Source organism: Stenotrophomonas sp. C3(2023) (genome assembly GCF_032911385.1).
In the GTDB taxonomy this organism is placed as follows: domain Bacteria; phylum Pseudomonadota; class Gammaproteobacteria; order Xanthomonadales; family Xanthomonadaceae; genus Stenotrophomonas.
Window position 1 is genome coordinate 3317291 of sequence record NZ_JAWJLO010000001.1, and the last position, 20183, is coordinate 3337473.

Here is a 20183-nt window from a genome sequence, read left to right on the forward strand (position 1 = left end):
ACTTAACCTGCTCGTGAATCGCGTATTCCCTGCATGACATCCAGCCTGATCCTGCTGCTGTCGCTGCCCTTTGTACTGGCAGCGCTGGTCGCCTCCGTTCCCCGCAGCTCCCGCACCACCGCCGCCTGGCTGGCAGCGGCGGCCCCCCTGCTCGGCCTGGCCATCCTGGCGATGCTGACGCCGGCCGTGCTCGGCGGTGAGGTGATACGCAGCCACGGCCAGTGGTTGCCGCAGATCGGGCTGGATTTCACACTGCGGCTGGACGGGCTGGCCTGGATGTTCGCCGGCATGGTGCTGGGCATCGGCGCGCTGGTGGTGCTGTACGCCCGCTACTACCTGAGCGCACAGGACAACGCCCACCGCTTCTTCTGCTACCTGCTGCTGTTCATGGGCGCCATGCTCGGCATGGTGCTGTCAGGCAACCTGTTGCTGCTGATGATCTTCTGGGAACTCACCAGCATCAGCTCGTTCCTGCTGATCGGCTTCTGGTCGCACCGCAAGGACGCACGCGAAGGCGCGCGCATGGCGCTGGTGATCACCGGCGGCGGCGGCCTGGCCCTGCTTGGCGGCGTGCTGCTGATCGGCCGGATCGTCGGCAGCTTCGATCTGGACGTGGTGCTGGCCGCCGGCGATCAGATCCGCGCCAGCGCGCTGTATCCCTACGCCCTGTTCCTGGTGCTGGCCGGCATCTTCACCAAGAGCGCGCAGTTCCCGTTCCACTTCTGGCTGCCGCACGCCATGGCCGCGCCCACCCCGGTGTCGGCTTACCTGCACTCGGCGACCATGGTCAAGGCGGGCGTGTTCCTGCTGGCGCGGCTGCACCCGGCATTGTCCGGTACCGAGCTGTTCTTCTACACGGTCAGCGGCATCGGTGCGCTGACCCTGCTGATCGGCGCCTGGAATGCGATCTTCCAGCATGACCTCAAGGGCCTGCTGGCCTATTCGACGATCTCCCACCTGGGCCTGATCACCATGCTGTTCGGGCTGTCCAAGCCGATGGCGGTGGTCGCCGGTGTGTTCCACATCCTCAACCACGCCACCTTCAAGGCTTCGCTGTTCATGGCCGCCGGCATCATCGACCATGAAACCGGCACGCGCGACATGCGGCGCCTGGGCGGGCTGCGGCGGTTGATGCCATTCACCAGTGCGCTGGCCATCATCGCCTCGCTGGCGATGGCCGGCATCCCGCTGCTCAATGGCTTCCTGTCCAAGGAAATGCTGTTTGCCGAAGCACTGGACACCGCCGGTGGCGAGCAGTGGCGGCTGGTGATGTCGGTGGCCGCCCTGCTGGCCGGCGTGCTCGGTGTGGCCTACAGCCTGCGCTTCGTGCACGACACCTTCTTCGGCAAGGGCCCGCACGACCTCGACGTGGTGCCGCACGAGCCGCCGCGCTGGATGAAGGTGCCGGTGGAAATCCTGGTGGTGATCTGCGTGGCCGTCGGCATTGCGCCGGCGCTGACCATCGCCCCGGTTCTGCACGCGGGCGCCGCTGCCATCCTCGGCGGCGACATGCCTGCGTACAGCCTGTCGGTCTGGCATGGGTTCAACCTGCCGCTGGCGATGAGCGCAGTGGGTGTGGTCGGCGGCGTGGCGCTGTACTTCGGCCTGCGCCGCGTGCTCGACCTGTACGCGGTGGAAAGCCGCCCGACCGGCCGCAACATCTTCCACCGGCAGCTGGACCTGCTTTCCGCGCTGGCGCAGCGGCTCACCGCCGGCATCGCCAATGGCAGCCTGCAGCGCATGCTGCTGGGGCTGGTGGTGGTGGCAGTCGCGGTGGCCGCCGCTCCCTGGCTGGCCGCACCTGCGCTGCCCAACTGGCCCTCCTCGCAGCCGATGCCGCTGCTCGGCTGGGGGCTGTGGGCGGTGATGATGGCCTGCGCCATCGCCACGCTGCGCATGTACAAACAGCGTCTGCTGGCGGTGCTGCTGGTCGGCGGTGTCGGCCTGATGGTGGCGATGACCTTCGTCTTCCTCTCCGCGCCGGACCTGGCATTGACCCAGCTGCTGGTGGAGATGGTGACCCTGGTGCTGATGCTGCTGGGCATGAACTACCTGCCGGCGCAGTCGGTCAGCGAACGCTCGTGGCTGCGCCGCTACCGCGACGCCGCCATCGCGCTGGTGGCCGGCCTGGGCATGGCCGCACTGGCCTACACCGCCATGACCCTGCCGCCCAACACGATGGCCGGCGAGATGCTCGCCCGCGCCCTGCCCGAGGCCTACGGCAGCAACGTGGTCAACGTCATCCTGGTCGACTTCCGCGGCTTTGATACCTTCGGCGAGATCACCGTGTTCGGCATCGCCGCACTGGTGGTGCATGCCATGCTGCGGCGCTCGCGCATGGCGCCCGAGCAGATCATGCCCGGCCCGCCGATCAAGCTGCCCGTGCCGGCCGATCTGGCGCAGATCATGTTCCCGCTGACGCTGACCGTGTCGATCTTCATGTTCCTGCGCGGCCACAACTCGCCCGGCGGTGGTTTCATCGCCGGCCTGATACTGGCCGTGCCGCTGCTGATCCAGTACGTGATCCAGGGCACCGCCTCGGTGGAGTCGCGCTTCGGCTTCGACTACATCCGCTGCATCGGCATCGGCCTGCTGGTGGCCATCGCCGGCGGCGTCGGCTCGATGCTGTTCAACGTGCCCTTCCTGACCAGCGGCCATTACGACCTGGAACTGCCGGTCATCGGCACGGTGCCGCTGGCCAGCGCGCTGGTGTTCGACACCGGCGTCTACCTGGTCGTGTTTGGCGGCGCCATGCTGATGCTGTCGATGATGGGCACGATCAAGCCGTCGCGGACCCGTACGGCGCGCCGCGGTGAGATCGACCCGCACCGGCGTTCGGCCCTGACCGGGGAGATGCACTGATGGAACTGGCCATTGCAAGCGCCATCGGCGTGCTGACCATGCTCGGGGTGTACCTGCTGCTGCGCGCGCGCAGCTTCGATGTGATCCTCGGCATGACCTTCCTGTCCTATGCGACCAACCTGCTGATCTTCGCCGGTGGTCGACTGGTGCCGGGCAAACCGCCGGTGCTGAAGGAAGGGCTGGATGCCAACCTGGGCAACTACACCGACCCGCTGCCGCAGGCGCTGGTGCTGACCGCCATCGTCATCGCCTTCGCCATGACCGCGGTCAGCATCGTGCTGGCCATCCGCAGCCGCAGCGACAACCACAGCGACCACGTCGACGCGCACGAGCCGGACGAGGATGCGCCGCCGCGCCGTGACGAGGACCACGCATGAACCACCTGGCGATCCTGCCGATCCTGATCCCACTGCTCGGCGCTTCGCTGTCGCTGTTCGTCGAGCACCGCCGCTTCGGCCCCAAGGTGCAGCGCACGGTAGCGTGGACCTCGCTGGGAGCGCTGCTGGTAGCCGTGCTGATGGTGTTCGCGCGCACTGCCGATGGGCTGTCGCTGGTCTACCTGCTGGGCGACTGGCCATCGCGGCTGGGAATCGTGCTGGTGGCCGACCGCCTTTCGGCGTGGATGCTGCTGACCACCTCGCTGCTGGCCATCGGCTGCCTGCTGCACGCCTGCTCGGGCTGGGACCGGCGCGCGCCGCACTTCCATGCGCTGTTCCAGTTCCAGCTGGTCGGCCTGAACGGTGCGTTCCTCACCGGCGACATCTTCAACCTGTTCGTGTTCTTCGAGGTGATGCTGATCGCCTCCTATGGGTTGCTGCTCAGCGGTGGCCGCGGCCTGCGCATGCGCATCGGCCTGCACTACGTCGTGTTCAACGTAACCGCCTCGACGCTGTTCCTGATCGCGCTCGGCCTGCTGTACGCCACGCTCGGCTCGCTCAACATGGCCGAAATCGCCGAGCGCGTGGCGGCCCTGCCGCCCTCGCACCTGGTGCTTGCCAAGGCCACCATGGGCCTGCTGCTGCTGGTGTTCTGCGCCAAGGCGGCACTGATGCCGCTGTACCTGTGGCTGCCTGAATCCTACGCCCGCGCACCGGCGGCCGTCGCCGCGCTGTTTGCGGTGATGACCAAGGTCGGCCTGTACGCGGTGCTGCGCATCCAGATGCTGTGGTTCGGCGAGGACGCCGGCGCCATGGCCGGCTACGGCCGCGACTGGCTGCTGTGGGCTGGCGTGGTCACCCTGGTGCTTGGCGGGCTGGGTGTGCTGGCCGCCGTGCGCCTGCGCGTGCTGATCTCCTACCTGGTGGTGGTGTCGGCCGCCACGCTGTTCATCGCCTTCGCCACGGCCACGCCGCAGACGCTGTCGGCGGGCCTGTACTACCTGCCGCACAGCACCTTCGTGGCCGCCGCCCTGTTCCTGGTCGCCGACCTGATCCGCCGCCGCCGCGGCGGCGCCAGCGACCGCAAGGAAGTGATCGCCCCGATGCCCGGCAAGGAGACCCCGGCCGTGCTGTTCCTGATCGGCGCGGTATCGGTGGCGGGGCTGCCGCCGTTGTCCGGCTTCCTGGCAAAGGCCGCGCTGCTGGCCGGCATGCCGCCGCAGTACACCGCGGTGGTCTGGACGGCCGTGCTGGGCAGCAGCCTGCTGGTCATCATGGGTATCGCCCGGGGCGGTATCCGGCTGTTCTGGCGCGTGCCGCAGCCCGACCCGGACCTGCCGCCACCGCGCAAGGCACCCACCCGGCGCGTCGAGCTGCTGGCCGCCTGCCTGCTGCTGCTCTACGGCATCGGCATGACCGTATTTGCCGCCCCCCTGATGCGCCATACCGATGCCATCGCCAGCGACCTGCTGCAGCCTTCGGGTTATGTCGAGCAGGTGCGCGCGACCTCGCCGGAGATCCGCAAGCCATGACCCCCAAGCGCCCCCTGCTGCGCCGCCTGTTCCCGGCGCCCCCGTTGACCGTGCTGGTGATCCTGTTCTGGCTGCTGATGTCGGACAGCTTCAGTTTTGGCCTGATCGTGCTCGGCGTGCTGCTGGGTGTGGTGGTGCCCCTGTTCGCCGCGCGTCTGGACCGCGAGTTTGCCCGCATCGGCACGCTGCGGCCGGTGCCCAAGCTGCTGGTGGTCACCCTGTGGGACATCCTGGTGTCCAACATCGAAGTGGCCCGCCAGGTGCTCGGTCGCGAAGAGCGCATCCACCCCGCTTTCATCTGGATTCCGCTGGATATCGCCAACATCCACGGCATTGCGGCGCTGACCAGCATGATCACCCTGACCCCCGGCACCGTGTCGGCCGCGCTCAGCGACGACCGTAAATACCTGCTGGTGCATGTGTTGAACCTCGAGGATGAGGAGCACCTGATCAGCGAGATCAAACGCCGCTACGAAGCCCCGCTGATGGAGATCTTCCCATGACCGGATTTGCGTTCATCCAGACCACCCTGGTGGTGTGCATGCACATCGTCGGCCTGTCGATGCTGCTGGCTACCTGGCGCCTGCTGCGCGGCCCGACCGTGCCCGACCGCATTCTTGCGCTGGACACCCTGTCGGTGACCGCCATCGCCCAGCTCATGCTGTTCGGCATGTACCTGAACTCGGCTATCTACTTCGAGGCCGCGCTGATCATCGCCATGCTGGGCTTTGGCAGCACGGTGGTGCTGAGCAAGTTCGTGCTGCGTCGGGATATCGTCGAATGATCACCGCCTTCCAGATCGGCCTGTCCCTGCTGCTGCTGTTTGGCTGCTTCTTCATCCTGGTCGGCGCACTGGGGCTGGTGAAGCTGTCCACCTTCTTCAAGCGCCTGCACGCCCCGACCAAGGCCAGTACGCTCGGCGTGGGCTGCGTGCTGGTGGCATCGGTGTGCTACCACATCTTTCTGGGCCAGGACCCGCAGCCACGCGAGCTGCTGATCACCATCTTCCTGTTCATCACCGCACCGATCAGCGCGCACATGATGGCCAAGGCGGCGCTGTCGCTGATGATGGAAACGCGGCCCAGCCTGCCCGGCAATGAACGCGCAGCCGAAGAGCAGCTGCCGCCGCCGGAACCGGCGCGCGAGCAGGAACACGCACCCACCGGCCACGTGTACACGCGCACCGACGCCGATCGTTGAACGCACCGCGCGGCGGACCCTGGGAACAGCCGACCATGGGGTCGGCTTCACCGGGCGGACGCCGGCATTGGTGCGCCCGCTCGCTGTCCTCAGCCGCAGCCTTCTACGTAGTCGACCTGCGGCGGCATGCCCACGCGCCACTGGCTCACCTTGCCGTCGCCAGCCAGGGTGAAGTCGATGATCGCCTCACCCTCCTGGGCCGGCCGCACGCGCAGGTGCTGGGTCTTCTCGTCGTACTTGTCCGGCTGCACGTCGCCACGCTCGGGGTAAAGCACCTGCAGTTCGCCCAGCGTCATGCCGACCCGGCCGCCGCCGGGCGCCACCACCGAAGGGGTGCTGACTTCATAGCGCACCAGCTTGCGGCCTTCGATCATGAAACGCGGCGACTCGGCGCCCTGCGGCTGCAGGTAGTAGCAGCCCTCATTGCTGTCGTCGGCCGCCAGCGGTGCACCCGCCGCGTCCGTGCCCAGGCCCTGCAGCGTGCCCTCGTAGCCGGTACGCACCTCCGATACAACCGCACCCAGCGACGCGCCGCCGTAGCCGTCCAGACGCGCGGGGCTGTCGCTGCGCGGGTCTGCCGGGCTGCGCGAGGCCAGGTCGGGGTCGGTGGACTGCGCTGGGCCGGTGGCGGTGGCGGTTTCACCGCTCGAATCGCTGCCGGCGCCGGCGGCGCCCTGCTTGTCCGGCCCTCCGCAGGCGGTGAGGCTGAGCAGCAGCAGGCCAGTCAGGGGAAGTGCTTTCATCGGCATATCTCCACGGGTGATGGGCAGACGCTAGCCCCTCCCGCGTGCACGTACTGCATTGTCATCGCCGTTTCACCCGGGCCGTGCAGGCTCGGCCCGCACGTTCCCCGCAGCCCTGGCCATGCTCCCGCGCAAGACCGACCAAGCCCGAACCGCCCTGCAGCAGCACCGCGCCCCACTGGACATGCGCCAGCGGCGCCTGCTGATTCTCTGTGACGGTCGGCGTGGAACGGGCGAACTGTCGGCCCTGCTGGGACAGGACGCCGCGCCCATGGTGCAGCACCTGGTGCAGGCGGGTTACCTGAGCATCGGCGCGGAGGACCCTGCCGCGATGCACGCAGGTCCTGCCCCGGCCGATGCGCAGCAACGCCGCCGCTCGCTGGCTGCGGCACGCGTCTACATGCTGGACATTCTGGAGATGCAGCGGCACCCCGACGCGGCCGCGTTGTTCGGTGCGCTGCAGCAGGCCCGCGACACAGCGCGCGTGCTCGACGTACTGCACAGCGCGCTGGAGCGACTGCCCGGCCTGACCTCGGCCGGTTACCGCGACCGCGTCCGCGAGCGGCTGCTGGAAGTGCTGCCGCACGAACATTGTCCCGCGTTTTCGTAGAGCGGGCTTCTGGCCCCTGCCGGCCCACCGCCGCGTGCGCCCCGTGCAGGGAGATCCCAACACTACCTGCGGTGGTTGTTGCGCAGGCCGTCCCAGCACTGCTGGTAGCCGGCCTGACGGTGACCGGCGGCCAGGGCCTGCGCGGTCGGCCGGATCACGGTACGGGTCTCGAACATGAAGGCCATGGTGTCCTTGATCACGTCCGGCTGGCCCAGGTCGGCCTGCGAGGCCTTGTCGAAGGTCGGCGCGTCGGGCCCATGTCCGCTCATGCAGTTGTGCAGCGACGCACCGCCAGGGACGAAGCCGTCGGCCTTCGCATCGTAGGCACCGTGCACCAGTCCCATGAACTCACTGGCGATGTTGCGATGGAACCACGGCGGACGGAAGGTGTGCTGGGCGACCAGCCAACGCGGCGGGAAGATCGCCAGATCCATGTTGCTCGTACCCGGCGTGTCGCTGGGTGAATGCAGCACCAGGAAGATCGACGGGTCCGGATGGTCGAAACTGATGGAACCGATGGTGTTGAAGCGGCGCAGGTCGTAGCGGTACGGCGCGTAATTGCCGTGCCAGGCCACCACGTTCAACGGAGAATGCGTGATCGGTGCCCGCCACAGCTGCCCGTCGAACTTGGCGACCAGCTCGAAGTCACCTTCCAGGTCTTCATAGGCGGCGTGCGGCGTCTCGAAATCGCGCGGGTTGGCCAGACCGTTGGCGCCGATCGGGCCCAGATCGGGCAGCTTCAGCAGTGCGCCGAAGTTCTCGCAGACATAACCGCGCGCCTGTCCATCCGGCAGTTCCACGCGGAAACGCACACCACGCGGCATCACGGCGATCTGCTGCGGCTCGACCTCGACCACGCCGAACTCGCTCAGCAGGCGCAGGCGCCCGAGCTGCGGCACGATCAGCAGTTCGCCGTCGGCGTTGTAGAAGTAGCGTCCCTGCATGTCCCGATTGGCGGCATACAGGTGGATGGCCACGCCCGTGTGGGCATCCGGGCCGCCATTGCCGCCCATGGTGTACAGGCCTTCGATGAAATCAACCGGCGCTTCCGGCATCGGTAGCGGACTCCAGCGCAGCTGATTGGGCGAAGCCCGCAGCGCGCCGAAATCGCCCTGCAACCGGGGCTGCGCCAAGGCCACGAACTCCCCGTGCTGCACCGCCGGCCGGATGCGGTACAGCCAGCTGCGCCGGTTGCTGCCGCGCGGCGCAGTAAAGGCGGTACCGGAGAGCTGCTCGGCGTACAGCCCGTGCGCCACCTGCTGGGGTGAGTTCTGCCCCTGCGGCAGCGTGCCCGCCAGCGCCTCGCTGGCGAACTCGTTGCCGAAGCCGGTCTGGTAACCGCGAGACGTGATGGTCATCTGGAAAGCCTCGAATCTGCCCGCACTGTAACCCATGGTGGCGTGCCGGTCCTGCCGCCATCAAGCGGCAAAGCCGTCGGCCGGACAACGCCGTGACGCGGTCAGAGCACGCCGCGCTTGATCTGGTCGCGTTCGATGCTCTCGAACAGCGCGGTGAAGTTGCCTTCGCCGAAGCCTTCGTTGCCCTTGCGCTGGATGATCTCGAAGAAGATCGGCCCGATGCAGTTCGTGGTGAAGATCTGCAGCAGCTTGCGCTGGTGCGTTTCCGGGTCGGCGTCGATCAGGATCTTGTTCTTTGCCAGGCGTGCAACGTCTTCGCCATGGCCCGGCACGCGCTGGTCGATGACCTCGAAATAGGTCTCCGGCGTGTCCAGGAACTCCACGCCCTGCGCGCGCATGGCTTCCACCGTGTCGTAGATGTTCTCGGTGAAGCAGGCGATGTGCTGGATGCCCTCGCCCTTGTAGGCGTCCAGATACTCGTTGATCTGGCTCTTGGGGTCGGAGGACTCGTTGAGCGGAATGCGCACGATGCCGTCCGGTGCGGTCATCGCCTTGGACACCAGACCGGTCTTCAGGCCCTTGATGTCGAAGTAGCGGATCTCGCGGAAGTTGAACAGACGCTCGTAGTAGTCCGACCACTGCTGCATGTTGCCGAAGTACAGGTTGTGGGTCAGATGGTCGATGAAGGTCAGGCCAAAGCCCTGCGGATGCGGGTCGGCGCCTTCGACCGGTGCGTAGTCCTCGCCGTAGATGCTGCCCTTGCTGCCATACCGGTCGACCAGGTACAGCATGCAGTCGCCGATGCCCTTGATGACCGGCGCGTCGACAGCCTTGCTGTCCGGCTTGAACGCGACCGCCTCGGCGCCGTTGCCCAGCGCGGCACTGTAGACCTCATCACCGGGGCGCTGGAAGCGGATGGCGAAACCACACGCGCAGGGGCCGTGCTTCTCAGCGAAGTCGGCGGCGAACGAATCGGGGTCTTCGTTGACCAGGAAGTTCACATCGCCCTGGCGGTAGACGGTGATCGGGCGTCGGGTGTGTTTGAGTACCGCGCTGAAGCCCATCGCCTTGAAGTACGCATGCAGCTCGCCGGCACGACCGGCGGGTGCGGCGAATTCGACGAATTCAAAGCCGTCGATCCCCATCGGGTTCTCGAAGGTGGTGACCTGCATGCCGGGGTTGGGATGCGAGGTGGCCGGGACGGTGGTATTCATGGCGTGGGCTCCAGATCTTTCCGCACCGGGAAAAACAGGTGCGGGCGGCGGGCAGACCCGCGAGAATGCGGAGTCCGTGACGACCCTTTATAGTTACACCTGAAACCACCAGCAAGGTGCACCGCAGCATGAGCCCAGCCGACCCCGCTTCCACCAGCGTGCGTGCCTCGCACGTCCTGCTCGACCTGGAACAGTTCCTGCCGTATCGGCTGAGCGTTCTGTCCAACCGGGTCAGCGGCAACATTGCCAAGCTTTATGGTGACCGCTATGGGCTGGCCATTCCGGAGTGGCGGGTGATCACGATCCTTGCGCTGTACCCGGGCTCATCGGCAAGCGAGGTGTCCGAGCGCACGGCGATGGACAAGGTGGCGGTGAGCCGAGCGGTGGCGCGGTTGCTGGAGCGGGGCTTCATCAAGCGCGAAACGCATGGTGACGACCGCCGCCGATCGGTGCTGGCGCTGTCGGCGGCGGGGTTTGAGGTGTACGAGACCATCGCGCCAATGGTGATCGAGATCACGCGCAAGCTGATGTCGGTGTTGAGCGAGGAAGAGGAACAGTTGCTGGAGACCTTGATTCTGCGGTTGGCAGGGGAAGGGCTGCAGCGGATGGCGGAAGGAGTGTGATGGGTTTCCTGCCGGGGGCTGCGCCCCCGGGCCCCGCTTCACAGCAACAGCAACAGCAAAGAGCGTAAAGCGTCGGCTGTGCGCTGTGGTGCATTTGGCGAGGCGGTGTGGGTCTGCGGGGGACGGCAAAAACTGCCCCTCCGGGGTCCGGCCCAGCCGCATAGCGGCTGTGCGTTCGGGCGCTTGCGAAGCAATGCTTCGCAAGCAAAGCGCCCTCACCCTGCGGGCCTTGTTTCGCGCCTTGCTCGTATGCGCTGTCCTGCGCATACGGCAAGACCGGGGTTGGGCTCCTGCCCAACCCGCCGGACGCATGCGTCCGGCCCATGGCGCTCGACACCCCCGCAGACCCACCCCGCCCCGCCACCGACACATCCCGACGACGGACGGCAAAGCGCCGTCGCCGCTGGTAGGTGACGACCGTTGGTCGTCACGCTTCCGCCGTTGCTCCTGGCCGATGACGACCGTTGGTCGTCACGCTTCTGACGTTGCTCCTGGCCGATGACGCACCTGGGGCCATCTCCGGCCACCCGCGGTGTTGCCGTTGGCGGTGACCTCAGCTGAGGTCTTTGCGCCTGGCAAACACCCAGGGGGCGGCGAGTGCGCCGATGGCGCCGCCGACAAAGCCCAGCAGCGCGGCTACGGCGGCTGCTTCAATCGCGCCCGGCAGGGCCAGCGCGGCGGTTACCAGCAGGGCGGCCGGCAGGCCGACGAAGGTGGCCAGGAAGAACCGCCAGCGCGGCACCCAGCTGCGCAGCTGGAGCAGACTGACCGGCTGCCAGGTTTCGCCGCTGGCCTGTTCGGCCACGCGCGCGGCCACCTTGGTCAGGTCCACTTCCGGCTGGGCGCGGCCCAGACGGGCGGTGCCCAGCGCGGTCGCCACCGCCTCCACCGGTGGGTAACTGCCCGGCCACTGCACCGGCGCCGCAACGCCGTAGGCCGCCAGCAGCGGCACGCTCAGCCACGCGGCCTGCAGCGGCCGCATCATCCGACGCCCGTGCACGCACCAGGTCTGCGGCTGTCCCTGCACCGTCACCTGGTACAGCGCCAGCTCGCCCGGCGCGGGGTAGTCGAGCATCGTCACGCGCGCGGCCAGGGTGTCGCAGCCCATCGCGCGGAGAAAGCCGGGGCGGCTGCGCCCTTCATGCATCCAGGCCAAGCCCAGGGCGCCCACCAGGAAGGCTTCAGCCGGATCGCGGGTGCCCGGGCTGGCCCGCTCATCGCTGGCCAGGAACCAGGCCAGCGAACGCGGTTCGGCCACATCCTGCAGACCCCAGCGTCCGCTGTCACCCAGCACGTGGCGCAGCGGCAGCCGCGCCGCTGCGGTTTCACCGCGTGCGCTGGGCTGCAGAAACGGCAACACGCCTTGCACGAAGGTGGCCGTGTCCAGCGCGCGCCCGCCCTGGCCCAACCACCCGGTCGGCAACAGCCCGGCGAGCAGCGGGTTGGCAGCCAGCGTGTCGAACTGCGCCTTCTGCTCCACCAGCTTCTGCACCGCTGCCTTCAGCAGCACGTTGTCCGGCAGCGCCACGGTGGGCAGGCGATAGTGCGGCGGTGGCGCAGGCGTGACTTCGCCGGTGCCGGTGTCGTCCAGCAGCGTCTCCACCGCTGGCAGACCGACCGCACCCGCGTCCGCGGGCGTGGTGGCAACGGTGTCCCCGGTATCGGGTGCTGCAGGGGCAACGGCGGCGTGGTCGCTGGGCATCAGGCGCTCCGGTCATGCGCCGGTGGCGCGCGGTGAGGTCCTTGCCGTTAGCGGCCAACCCACGAATTCCTGTAGTGCCGGGCTCTGCCCGGCAGTTCTTTGCCGGGCTCTGCCCGGCAGCGCTTCAACGGGCTCTGCCCGGCTGGGCCATTACGCGATGATCCCGAGCTGCCGGGCAGAGCCCGGCACTACGGGGCCCAGTCCTTCATGAAGGCCAGGAAGCGCGCGCGGTCGTAGCCGCGCCCCTGTTCCTTGGGGAGCTCCAGGTCGCCGGTGAACTGCGAATGCAGCAGGGCACCGTTGGCGTCCAGCACGAACAGGTGCGGATAGCCCTTGATTTCGGGGTACTGCGCGAGGAACGCGGCGTTCTCGTTGTCTTCGCTGAAGTTGACCTTCATCCAGACAAAGCTGGCATCGCGCAGGCGGCGCACTTCGGCGTCGCCTTCGATGAAATCGTCCATCAGGTGGCACCACACGCACCACTCACCGCCCACATCCAGCACGATGCGCTTGTTGCCGCGCTTGGCCTCGACCATCGCGGTGGCCAGGTCGGCAGCCGGGTCGCGGGCCGGGTCGAAGGCCGCGTTGAGCCCGGCGATGGCGGCGATATCAGCCGCCGCCGGGGTGTTGCCCGAGACCACCGGCACGCTGGGGTCAGCGGCCGGTGGGTCGGTGGGTCGGGTATCCACGGGCTGCGCAGGGCCGGCACCGGCATCGGAACCGGAAGGCGAACAGGCGGCCAGCAGCGCCACCATCACACCAGCAGACATCCAGACAGCCGTCCTGCGCATTGGGATTTCCTCTTATTTGACGCCGTGCATCAGCTTGTTGATCAGCGGGGCCACCAGGAACAGCACCACGCCGGCACCGGCCAGCGCCCAGAAGCCGAAGGTGTAACCGGCATGGGCCGACTGTACCGTCATGCCGCCGTCGCCGCTGACCTTGCCCGCAAAGATGCCGGCCATGTTGTTGCCGATGGCGATGGACAGGAACCAGCAGCCCATCGCCATGCCACCCAGACGGGCCGGGGCCAGCTTGGTGGTCATCGACAGGCCGATCGGCGACAGGCACAGCTCACCGACCGACTGGATCACGTACACCATGAACAGCGTCCAGAACGGAATCTTGCCGGCATCGTTGACCATGCTCGACAGCGCCACCATCAGCAGCAGGAACGCCAGGCCGTTGAAGACCAGGCCGAGGCCGAACTTGCGCGGAATGGACGGATTGGCCTTGCCCATCTTCACCCACATCCACGCCATGATCGGCGCCAGGGTGATGATGGCCACCGAGTTCACCGACTGGAACCACTCCAGCGGGAAGGTCCAGTCGCCGAACTGACGGTCGACGATGCGGTCACCCAGGAAGGTGAACGAGCTGCCGGCCTGCTCGAAGAACATCCAGAACAGCACGTTGAAGACGAAGATCACCAGCATCGCGATGACCTTGTCGCGCGCCACGGTACCGGTGCGGATGCCTTCAACCAGCAGCATCAGCGCGGGCACGATGAACAGCGTCATCAGCAGGATCTGCAGCGCGTTGGCGTCGATGGTCAGCAGGAAGTAGAACAGCGGCACGCCGATCAGCGCGCCAACCACGGCGACCATGCCCACGCGGCCGACGTTCTGCTGGCCCGGCGCCGGGGCGCCGATGCCCTTGAGCTGGGCGCGGCCCAGCCAGAACCAGACCAGGCTGGCCAGCATGCCCACACCGGAGCAGATGAACACCACCTGGTAGTGCGGCATGGCATCGGTGCCGAAGACCTGGCGTGCCAGCCAGCCGGTGATCACCGGGGCGATCATCGCGCCGAGGTTGATGCCCATGTAGAAGATGGTGAAGCCCGAATCGCGGCGCTCGTCACCCTGCAGGTACAGCTTGCCCACCAGGGTGGAGATGATCGGCTTGAACAGGCCGTTGCCCACGATGATGGTCGCCAGGCCCAGCTTGAACAGCAGCTCGGTCGGCGAGGCCAGCATGAACAGGCCGATGGCCATGAACAGCGCGCCCAGCAGGATCGAGCGCTGGAAGCCGATCAGCTTGTCGGCCACATAGCCGCCGAAGATGGCACCGGCATAGACCAGCGCCAGGTAGGCACCGTACAGCTCGCTGGCCGGCCGTTCACCGGTGGCATCGCCACCGTGGAACTGGGCCACGATGTACAGCACCATCGCCCAGCGGATCCCGTAGAACGCAAAGCGTTCCCAGAACTCGGCCATGAACAGCATCCACAGCGGACGCGGGTGACCCAGCAGGGTCTTGAATTCCGGCACGGCCGGTTCGGGGGTATTCGCAGTGGCGTTCAGGCTCATGCGGTTTCCTGGTTCGGTGGATGACAGGCACGTCCGCTGTGCCGGAAGAACGCGCGAGCATCACGCACTTCCGGCGTTCACGTCAAATAAACGATGTTCGGGACGTGGCGCGGGAGGCTCGCAGCACTTGCAGACGCAACCATCGCGCCGCGGGCGTCCTGCCGGGCTGAACAGGCACCGACGGCAGGTCAATGCGCACCCTGCCGCGCATTCAGCCTTTGAGGCTGGTACGCACCTGGAACAGCTCGGGGAAGAAGGTCAGCTCCAGCGCCTTGGCCAGGAAGCCCACGCCGGAAGACCCGCCGGTGCCACGCTTGAAGCCGATCACCCGCATCACCGTGCGCATGTGACGGAACCGCCACAGCTGGAAGGCCGTCTCCAGGTCGACCAGATCCTCGCACAATGCGTACTCGCGCCAGTAGCGGTCGGTGTCCTGGTAGATGGTTTCAAACACCGGGTGCAGCCCGTCGTCGGCCACGTGCGGCAGGGTCCAGTCGCGCTGCAGCCCATCGGCCGGGATGGCGTGGCCGAAGCGCGCCAGGTACCTGAGGAACTCCTGGTACAGGCTCGGCGCCTCCAGCACGGTGCGCAGCTGGGCCTGGCCTGCCGGGTCGTGCTCGAACACCTGCAGCATCTGCGCGTTCTTGTTGCCCAGCAGGAACTCGATGTAGCGGTACTGCAGCGACTGGAAGCCCGAGGACGGCCCCAGCACGTCGCGGAAGCCCATGTACTCGGACGGGGTCAGCGTTTCCAGCACCGACCACTGCTCGGTCAGCTGGCGCAGCACCTGCTTGCTGCGCGCCAGCACCTTGCGGCACTGCCAGACCTCATCGCGCTGCAGAAAGCCGATCGCGGCCCCCAGTTCATGGCCGAGCAGTTTCAGCCACAGTTCCGAAGTCTGGTGCTGGATGATGAACAGCATCTCGTCGTGGTGCGGCGGACTGGACTGCGGCTGCTGCGCGCTCAGCAGCTGGTCCAGCCGCAGGTAGCCGCCATAGGTCAGCCGGTCCTGCAGGTCGGTATGGATGCCGGCTTCGAGATCGCGTTGGTTGTTGTCAACAGACATGGGCAGGCCCGTACAAGGGCCGGCAAGCGTACCGTATGCGACATAAGTTGACGGTTTTGCGCAGCCCGGTCCGAACCGGTTGCAACCCTCTGCACGGCGCTGCGGAGGCGCTTCAGCGCATGGAAGCGCTTGCAGCGCCCCCCGGCGACCACTCGGCGGGGGTATTCTGGTGCTCTGCAGCAACGGCTGAATACGTTGCTGCTGCTGGCCCGCACGCGGCAGCCCGGGGACTGAACAGGGTCCTCCTTGCTGCGCCGCAGGACAGCTTTTTCATACGTCGTCCTTAACATGGCGATTCATATCATTTGTAACTTCCTGTCAGAAGGTGCAGTACGCAATGACGGTTGCCGCCGAGTTCAAGATTGACTACCTGCAGTACCTGGATGCGGACGGCGCGCTCGTCCGCGACGACCTGCCCGCGTCGCTGCGCGACCCCAAGGTGCTGGTCCCCCTGTTCAAGCAGATGCTGTACGTGCGCACGTTCGACAGCAAATCCATTGCCCTGCAGCGCACCGGCAAGCTGGGCACGTATGCCGCGTGCCTGGGCCATGAAGCAGCGCACGTGGGCATCGGCGCAGCGATGCAGGCCGGTGATGTGTTCGCGCCCAGCTACCGCGAGTACGGCGCGATGTTCATGCGTGGCGTTCGCCCGTATGACGTGCTGATGTACTGGGGCGGCGACGAGCGCGGCAACGACTACACCGGCAACGCGGTGAAGGACTTCCCGTTCTGCGTGCCGATCTCCACGCAGTGCCTGCACGCTGCCGGCGCTGCGCTGAAGTTCAAGCTCAATGACGAAAAACATATCGCGGTGGCCGTGTGCGGCGACGGCGGCAGCTCCAAGACCGACTTCTACGCGGCGGTCAACTCGGCCGGCGCCTACAAGCTTCCGTTGATCCTGTGCATCGTCAACAACGGCTGGGCCATCTCGGTGCCGCGCTCGGCCCAGACCGGTGCCGAAACCCTCGCCCAGAAAGGCCTGGCCGGCGGCCTGCATTGCCTGCAGGTGGACGGCAACGACCTGATCGCGGTACTGGCCGCCATGGAACAGGCGCGCGAGCGCGGCCTCGCCGGCGAAGGCGGCACCGTGCTCGAACTGATGACCTATCGTCTTTCCGACCACACCACCGCAGACGACGCACGCCGCTACCGCGACGACGCCGAGGTCAAGGACGCCTGGACCCGTGAGCCGATGCTGCGCCTGCGCAGGTACCTCACCGCCCAGGGCGTGTGGAGCGAAGAGGAAGAGAAGGCCTGGGTCGAACAGTGTGCTGCGCGCGTGGACGAGGAAGTGAACCAGTACCTCAACACGCCGGTGCAGCCCATCGAGGCGATGTTCGATTACCTGTACGCCGACCCGCCGCCGGACCTGCTGGCCCAGCGCGCAGAGGCCATTGCCCTGGAGCAGCGCCATGGATGAGATCAAGCGCGGCGCACCCGTTTCCCAGGCCAATGCCGCCGACAGCGCTGCTGTGGCCGCTGGAGATTCCCTCATGACCACCACCCCCATCACTCTGATCGAAGCGATCACCCAGGCCCTGGCGTGGGAACTGCAACACGACCCGTCGGTGCTGGTGCTGGGCGAGGACGTCGGCATCAACGGCGGCGTGTTCCGGGCCACTGCCGGACTGCAGCAGCGCTTCGGTGCCCAGCGCATCCTCGACACCCCGCTGGATGAAACCACCATTGCCGGCCTCACCGTCGGTCTGGCCGCACAGGGCATGAAGCCGGTGGCCGAAGCCCAGTTCGACGGCTTCGTGTACCCGATGGTCGACCACCTGATCTGCCATGCCGCGCGCCTGCGCACCCGCACCCGTGGACGCCTGCACTGCCCGATGGTGCTGCGCGTGCCGTGGGGCGGTGGCATCCGCGCCCCGGAGCACCACAGCGAAGCCAACGAGGCGATCTTCACCAACGTACCCGGCCTGCGCGTGGTGCTGCCGTCCAGCCCGCAGCGCGCCTACGGCCTGCTGCTGGCCGCCATCCGCGACCCGGATCCGGTGATCTACATGGAGCCCAAGCGCATCTACCGCCAGTACAAGGAAGTGGTGGCCAACGATGGTGAGGCGCTGCCGCTGGACGTGTGCTTCGTGCTGCGCGACGGCACCGACGTGACCCTGGTCGCCTGGGGTGCCCAGGTCAAGGAAGCGCTGGAAGCGGCCGACAAGCTGGCCGGCGAAGGCATCAGCGCCGAAGTGATCGACGTGGCCACCCTGCGCCCGCTGGACTTTGCCACCATCGCCGAGTCGGTGGCCAAGACCGGTCGCTGCGTGGTGGTGCAGGAAGCACCGAAGACCGCCGGGTTCGGGGCCGAGATCGCCGCCCGTCTGGCCGAGGAGTCGCTCTACGACCTGCTGGCGCCGGTCGAACGCGTGACCGGCTACGACACCCACATTCCGCTGTTCCGCCTGGAGATGAAGTACCTGCCCAGCGTGGAGCGGATCGTGGCCGCGGCCAAACGCACCATCGCGGCGGGCTGAGATGAGGGCCCGCCTGATAGGCCCTTACCGCAGCCAGTATCCCAACCCGCTCCGGTTCCACACCGGCCAGATCGTCGAAGTCGGTGTACGTGACGAGGAATGGCCGGCCTTTGCCTGGGTGCGCACCGATGACGGGCGTGCCGGCTGGGCACCGGTAGCGTGGTTGCAGGTGCTCGACGAGGGTCGCGCCGAAGCGATGCGCGACTACGATGCACGCGAACTGGATGTGGAAAGCGGCGAGCTGGTCAAGCTGCATCATGAACATGGTGGCTGGTGGTGGTCCGAGCGCGCCAATGGCGCAACGGGCTGGCTGCCGGGCCGCGAACTGGAACTGCTGGAAGAGAACTGCACATGAGCCAGACCAAGAATTTCAATCTGCCCGACTTGGGCGAAGGCCTGCCGGACGCCACCATCGTGGAGTGGTTCGTCAAGGAAGGCGATGTCATCAAGCTCGATGAGCCGCTGGTCTCGATGGAGACCGCCAAGGCCGTGGTGGAAGTGCCCTCGCCGGTCTCCGGCAAGGTACTCAAGCTGTCCGGCGCCGCCGGCGACATCATCGCCACCGGTGCGGTGCTGGCCAGCTTCGAGGTCGACCCGACCCTGCCGCAGCGCGCTGATGGCCAGGACACCGGCCACAGCCACGGCCATGCACCGGCAACGCCGAGCACCGGCCAGCCCGCTGCCGGCCAGCCGGACAAGGTGGTGGCCTCCGACGAAGGCGGTTCGATCAAGGCCGAAGGCGAGCGTGACGATGCCGGCACCGTGGTCGGTGCGATGCAGAGCTCCAATACCGTGCATACCGAGCAGGCGGTGGCCGTCGGAGGCGTCAAGGCGGTACCGGCGGTGCGTGCGATGGCACGCAAGCTCGGTGTCGATCTGGCGCTGGTCCACGCCACTGGTACCGATGGCGCGGTGACCATGGCCGACGTCAAGCAGGCCGCCGCCGCAGGCACCGCAAAGCCGGGCAGCGCAGCGCCGCGGGCCGCGGCAGCGGCCGCACCGGCAGCCTCTCAAGCCGCAGCAGTGGCGCCGGTGACGCAGCAGAGCGCACGTGCCCCGCTGTCGGCAAGTGGCAAGCCGATGCGCACCCAGCCGCCGGGTGTGGCCGCGATGGGCCAGCCGGAAGCACTCAAGGGCGTGCGCCGCAACATGGCGCGGGTGATGGCCGACGCGCACAGCAAGGTGGTGCCCACCACGCTCAACGATGACGCCGACATCCATGCCTGGCAGCCGGGCAACGATGTCACCGCACGTCTGGTACGCGCGATCGTGGTCGCCTGCCAGAAGGTACCGGCGATGAACGCCTGGTTCGACGGCGAGGCACTGACCCGCACGCTGCACGCGCATGTGGATGTAGGCATCGCGGTGGACACCGACGACGGCCTGTTCGTGCCGGCCCTGCGCAACGCCGACATGCTCGATGCACGCGGTGTACGCGAGGGCGTGAACCGTCTGCGCGAGCAGGTGGAAGCGCGTTCGCTGCCGTCCTCGGAGCTAAGTGGTTACACCATCTCGCTGTCCAATTTCGGCATGTTCGCCGGCCGTTATGCCACGCCGGTGGTGGTGCCGCCGTGCGTGGCCATCGTCGGTGCCGGCCGCGCCCGTCACCAGATGACCCCGGTGATGGGCGGCGTGGAAGCGCACAAGGTGATCCCGCTGTCGGTGACCTTCGACCATCGCGCCTGCACCGGTGGCGAAGCCGCCCGCTTCCTGCGCGCGATGATGGACGACCTGGCCCTGGCGGGGTAAAGCCGGGCGCGGCACCCGGTAGGTGACGACCGTTGGTCGTCACTCGCGCGGCACCCCTGGAAGCGTGACGACCAACGGTCGTCACCTGCCAACGCGTGGGCCCCGTGCCCGGCGGCGCTTCAATCGGACCGCGATGCACCGGTAGGTGACGACCGTTGGTCGTCACACGCCCCGATGAAGCGTGACGACCCACGGTCGTCACCTACCAAAGCGGGGTCCCCGTGCCCGGTGGCGCCTCAATCAGACCGCGATGCACCGGTAGGTGACGACCGTTGGTCGTCACTCGCGCGGCACCGCTGAAAGCGTGACGACCAACGGTCGTCACCTACCATCGCGCGGCCTGTGCCGCGCAGAGCCC

At 67.3% G+C, this 20183-nt stretch carries 19 protein-coding genes; 12 read left to right on the forward strand and 7 right to left on the reverse strand.

The window, feature by feature from the left end; translation table 11 throughout:
• Positions 1-33: 33 nt before the first annotated feature.
• Genes RZA67_RS14700 through RZA67_RS14725 form a run of 6 tightly spaced genes read left to right on the forward strand, consistent with a single transcriptional unit; the run spans position 34 to position 5971 of the window.
• A complete protein-coding gene (locus RZA67_RS14700) occupies positions 34-2862 on the forward strand; it encodes a monovalent cation/H+ antiporter subunit A (RefSeq protein ID WP_317213468.1) in 2829 nt (942 codons plus the stop codon).
• Positions 2862-3239 (forward strand): Na+/H+ antiporter subunit C, encoded by a 378-nt coding sequence (locus tag RZA67_RS14705; protein WP_317213469.1) that lies wholly within the window; start codon positions 2862-2864, stop codon positions 3237-3239. The genes RZA67_RS14700 and RZA67_RS14705 overlap by 1 nt, the downstream gene beginning before the upstream one ends.
• The gene (locus RZA67_RS14710; RefSeq protein WP_317213470.1) at positions 3236-4771 is read left to right on the forward strand and encodes a monovalent cation/H+ antiporter subunit D; all 1536 of its coding nucleotides are present in this window, start codon (positions 3236-3238) and stop codon (positions 4769-4771) included. Before RZA67_RS14705 ends, RZA67_RS14710 begins: the two co-directional genes overlap by 4 nt.
• The gene (locus tag RZA67_RS14715) at positions 4768-5274 is read left to right on the forward strand and encodes a Na+/H+ antiporter subunit E (protein WP_317213471.1); all 507 of its coding nucleotides are present in this window, start codon (positions 4768-4770) and stop codon (positions 5272-5274) included. The genes RZA67_RS14710 and RZA67_RS14715 overlap by 4 nt, the downstream gene beginning before the upstream one ends.
• Complete coding sequence (locus RZA67_RS14720) at positions 5271-5555, forward strand: K+/H+ antiporter subunit F (RefSeq protein WP_317213472.1); 285 nt, start codon at positions 5271-5273, stop codon at positions 5553-5555. Before RZA67_RS14715 ends, RZA67_RS14720 begins: the two co-directional genes overlap by 4 nt.
• Positions 5552-5971, forward strand: coding sequence for a Na+/H+ antiporter subunit G (locus RZA67_RS14725; RefSeq protein WP_317213473.1), 420 nt, complete (start codon positions 5552-5554; stop codon positions 5969-5971). Before RZA67_RS14720 ends, RZA67_RS14725 begins: the two co-directional genes overlap by 4 nt.
• An 89-nt stretch (positions 5972-6060) precedes the next feature.
• Here RZA67_RS14725 and RZA67_RS14730 read toward each other — a convergent pair whose 3' ends face one another.
• The gene (locus RZA67_RS14730) at positions 6061-6714 is read right to left on the reverse strand and encodes a hypothetical protein (protein WP_317213474.1); all 654 of its coding nucleotides are present in this window, start codon (positions 6712-6714) and stop codon (positions 6061-6063) included.
• A gap of 121 nt (positions 6715-6835) precedes the next feature.
• On the opposite strand from RZA67_RS14730, the gene RZA67_RS14735 reads away from it, so the two are divergent.
• Positions 6836-7324 carry a hypothetical protein gene (locus RZA67_RS14735; RefSeq protein ID WP_317213475.1) on the forward strand — a complete coding sequence of 163 codons (489 nt, stop codon included), beginning with the start codon at positions 6836-6838 and terminating at the stop codon, positions 7322-7324.
• Positions 7325-7386: 62 nt separating this feature from the next.
• On the opposite strand, the gene hmgA is transcribed toward RZA67_RS14735, so the two are convergent.
• Both hmgA and hppD read right to left on the reverse strand, forming a co-directional pair.
• A complete protein-coding gene (gene hmgA, locus RZA67_RS14740; RefSeq protein WP_317213476.1) occupies positions 7387-8682 on the reverse strand; it encodes a homogentisate 1,2-dioxygenase in 1296 nt (431 codons plus the stop codon).
• A gap of 101 nt (positions 8683-8783) precedes the next feature.
• Positions 8784-9896, reverse strand: coding sequence for a 4-hydroxyphenylpyruvate dioxygenase (gene hppD / locus RZA67_RS14745; protein WP_317213477.1), 1113 nt, complete (start codon positions 9894-9896; stop codon positions 8784-8786).
• Positions 9897-10024: 128 nt separating this feature from the next.
• Here hppD and RZA67_RS14750 point away from each other — a divergent pair, with 128 nt between their 5' ends.
• Entirely contained in the window at positions 10025-10519 is a 495-nt protein-coding gene (locus tag RZA67_RS14750; protein ID WP_317213478.1) for a MarR family winged helix-turn-helix transcriptional regulator, read from the forward strand.
• A gap of 553 nt (positions 10520-11072) precedes the next feature.
• Here RZA67_RS14750 and RZA67_RS14755 read toward each other — a convergent pair.
• The 4 genes from RZA67_RS14755 to RZA67_RS14770 all read right to left on the reverse strand — a co-directional run bounded on the left by RZA67_RS14755 (position 11073) and on the right by RZA67_RS14770 (position 15596).
• Positions 11073-12221, reverse strand: a complete 1149-nt coding sequence (locus RZA67_RS14755; RefSeq protein ID WP_317213479.1) for a hypothetical protein — start codon at positions 12219-12221, stop codon at positions 11073-11075.
• Between the two features lie 188 nt (positions 12222-12409).
• Complete coding sequence (locus RZA67_RS14760; RefSeq protein WP_317214030.1) at positions 12410-12976, reverse strand: thioredoxin family protein; 567 nt, start codon at positions 12974-12976, stop codon at positions 12410-12412.
• A 48-nt stretch (positions 12977-13024) separates the two neighbouring features.
• Positions 13025-14530, reverse strand: coding sequence for a peptide MFS transporter (locus RZA67_RS14765; RefSeq protein ID WP_317213480.1), 1506 nt, complete (start codon positions 14528-14530; stop codon positions 13025-13027).
• A gap of 211 nt (positions 14531-14741) precedes the next feature.
• Positions 14742-15596 (reverse strand): tryptophan 2,3-dioxygenase family protein, encoded by an 855-nt coding sequence (locus RZA67_RS14770; RefSeq protein ID WP_317213481.1) that lies wholly within the window; start codon positions 15594-15596, stop codon positions 14742-14744.
• A 337-nt stretch (positions 15597-15933) separates the two neighbouring features.
• On the opposite strand from RZA67_RS14770, the gene pdhA reads away from it, so the two are divergent.
• The 4 genes from pdhA (at position 15934) to RZA67_RS14790 (ending at position 19825) form a co-directional block, all read left to right on the forward strand.
• On the forward strand, positions 15934-17016 hold the full coding sequence (gene pdhA, locus RZA67_RS14775; RefSeq protein ID WP_317213482.1) for a pyruvate dehydrogenase (acetyl-transferring) E1 component subunit alpha: 1083 nt from the start codon (positions 15934-15936) through the stop codon (positions 17014-17016).
• 73 nt (positions 17017-17089) lie between these two features.
• Entirely contained in the window at positions 17090-18076 is a 987-nt protein-coding gene (locus RZA67_RS14780; RefSeq protein ID WP_317214031.1) for an alpha-ketoacid dehydrogenase subunit beta, read from the forward strand.
• Between the two features lies 1 nt (position 18077).
• Entirely contained in the window at positions 18078-18431 is a 354-nt protein-coding gene (locus RZA67_RS14785; protein WP_317213483.1) for an SH3 domain-containing protein, read from the forward strand.
• Positions 18428-19825 carry a dihydrolipoamide acetyltransferase family protein gene (locus RZA67_RS14790; RefSeq protein ID WP_317213484.1) on the forward strand — a complete coding sequence of 466 codons (1398 nt, stop codon included), beginning with the start codon at positions 18428-18430 and terminating at the stop codon, positions 19823-19825. Before RZA67_RS14785 ends, RZA67_RS14790 begins: the two co-directional genes overlap by 4 nt.
• Positions 19826-20183: the final 358 nt, after the last annotated feature.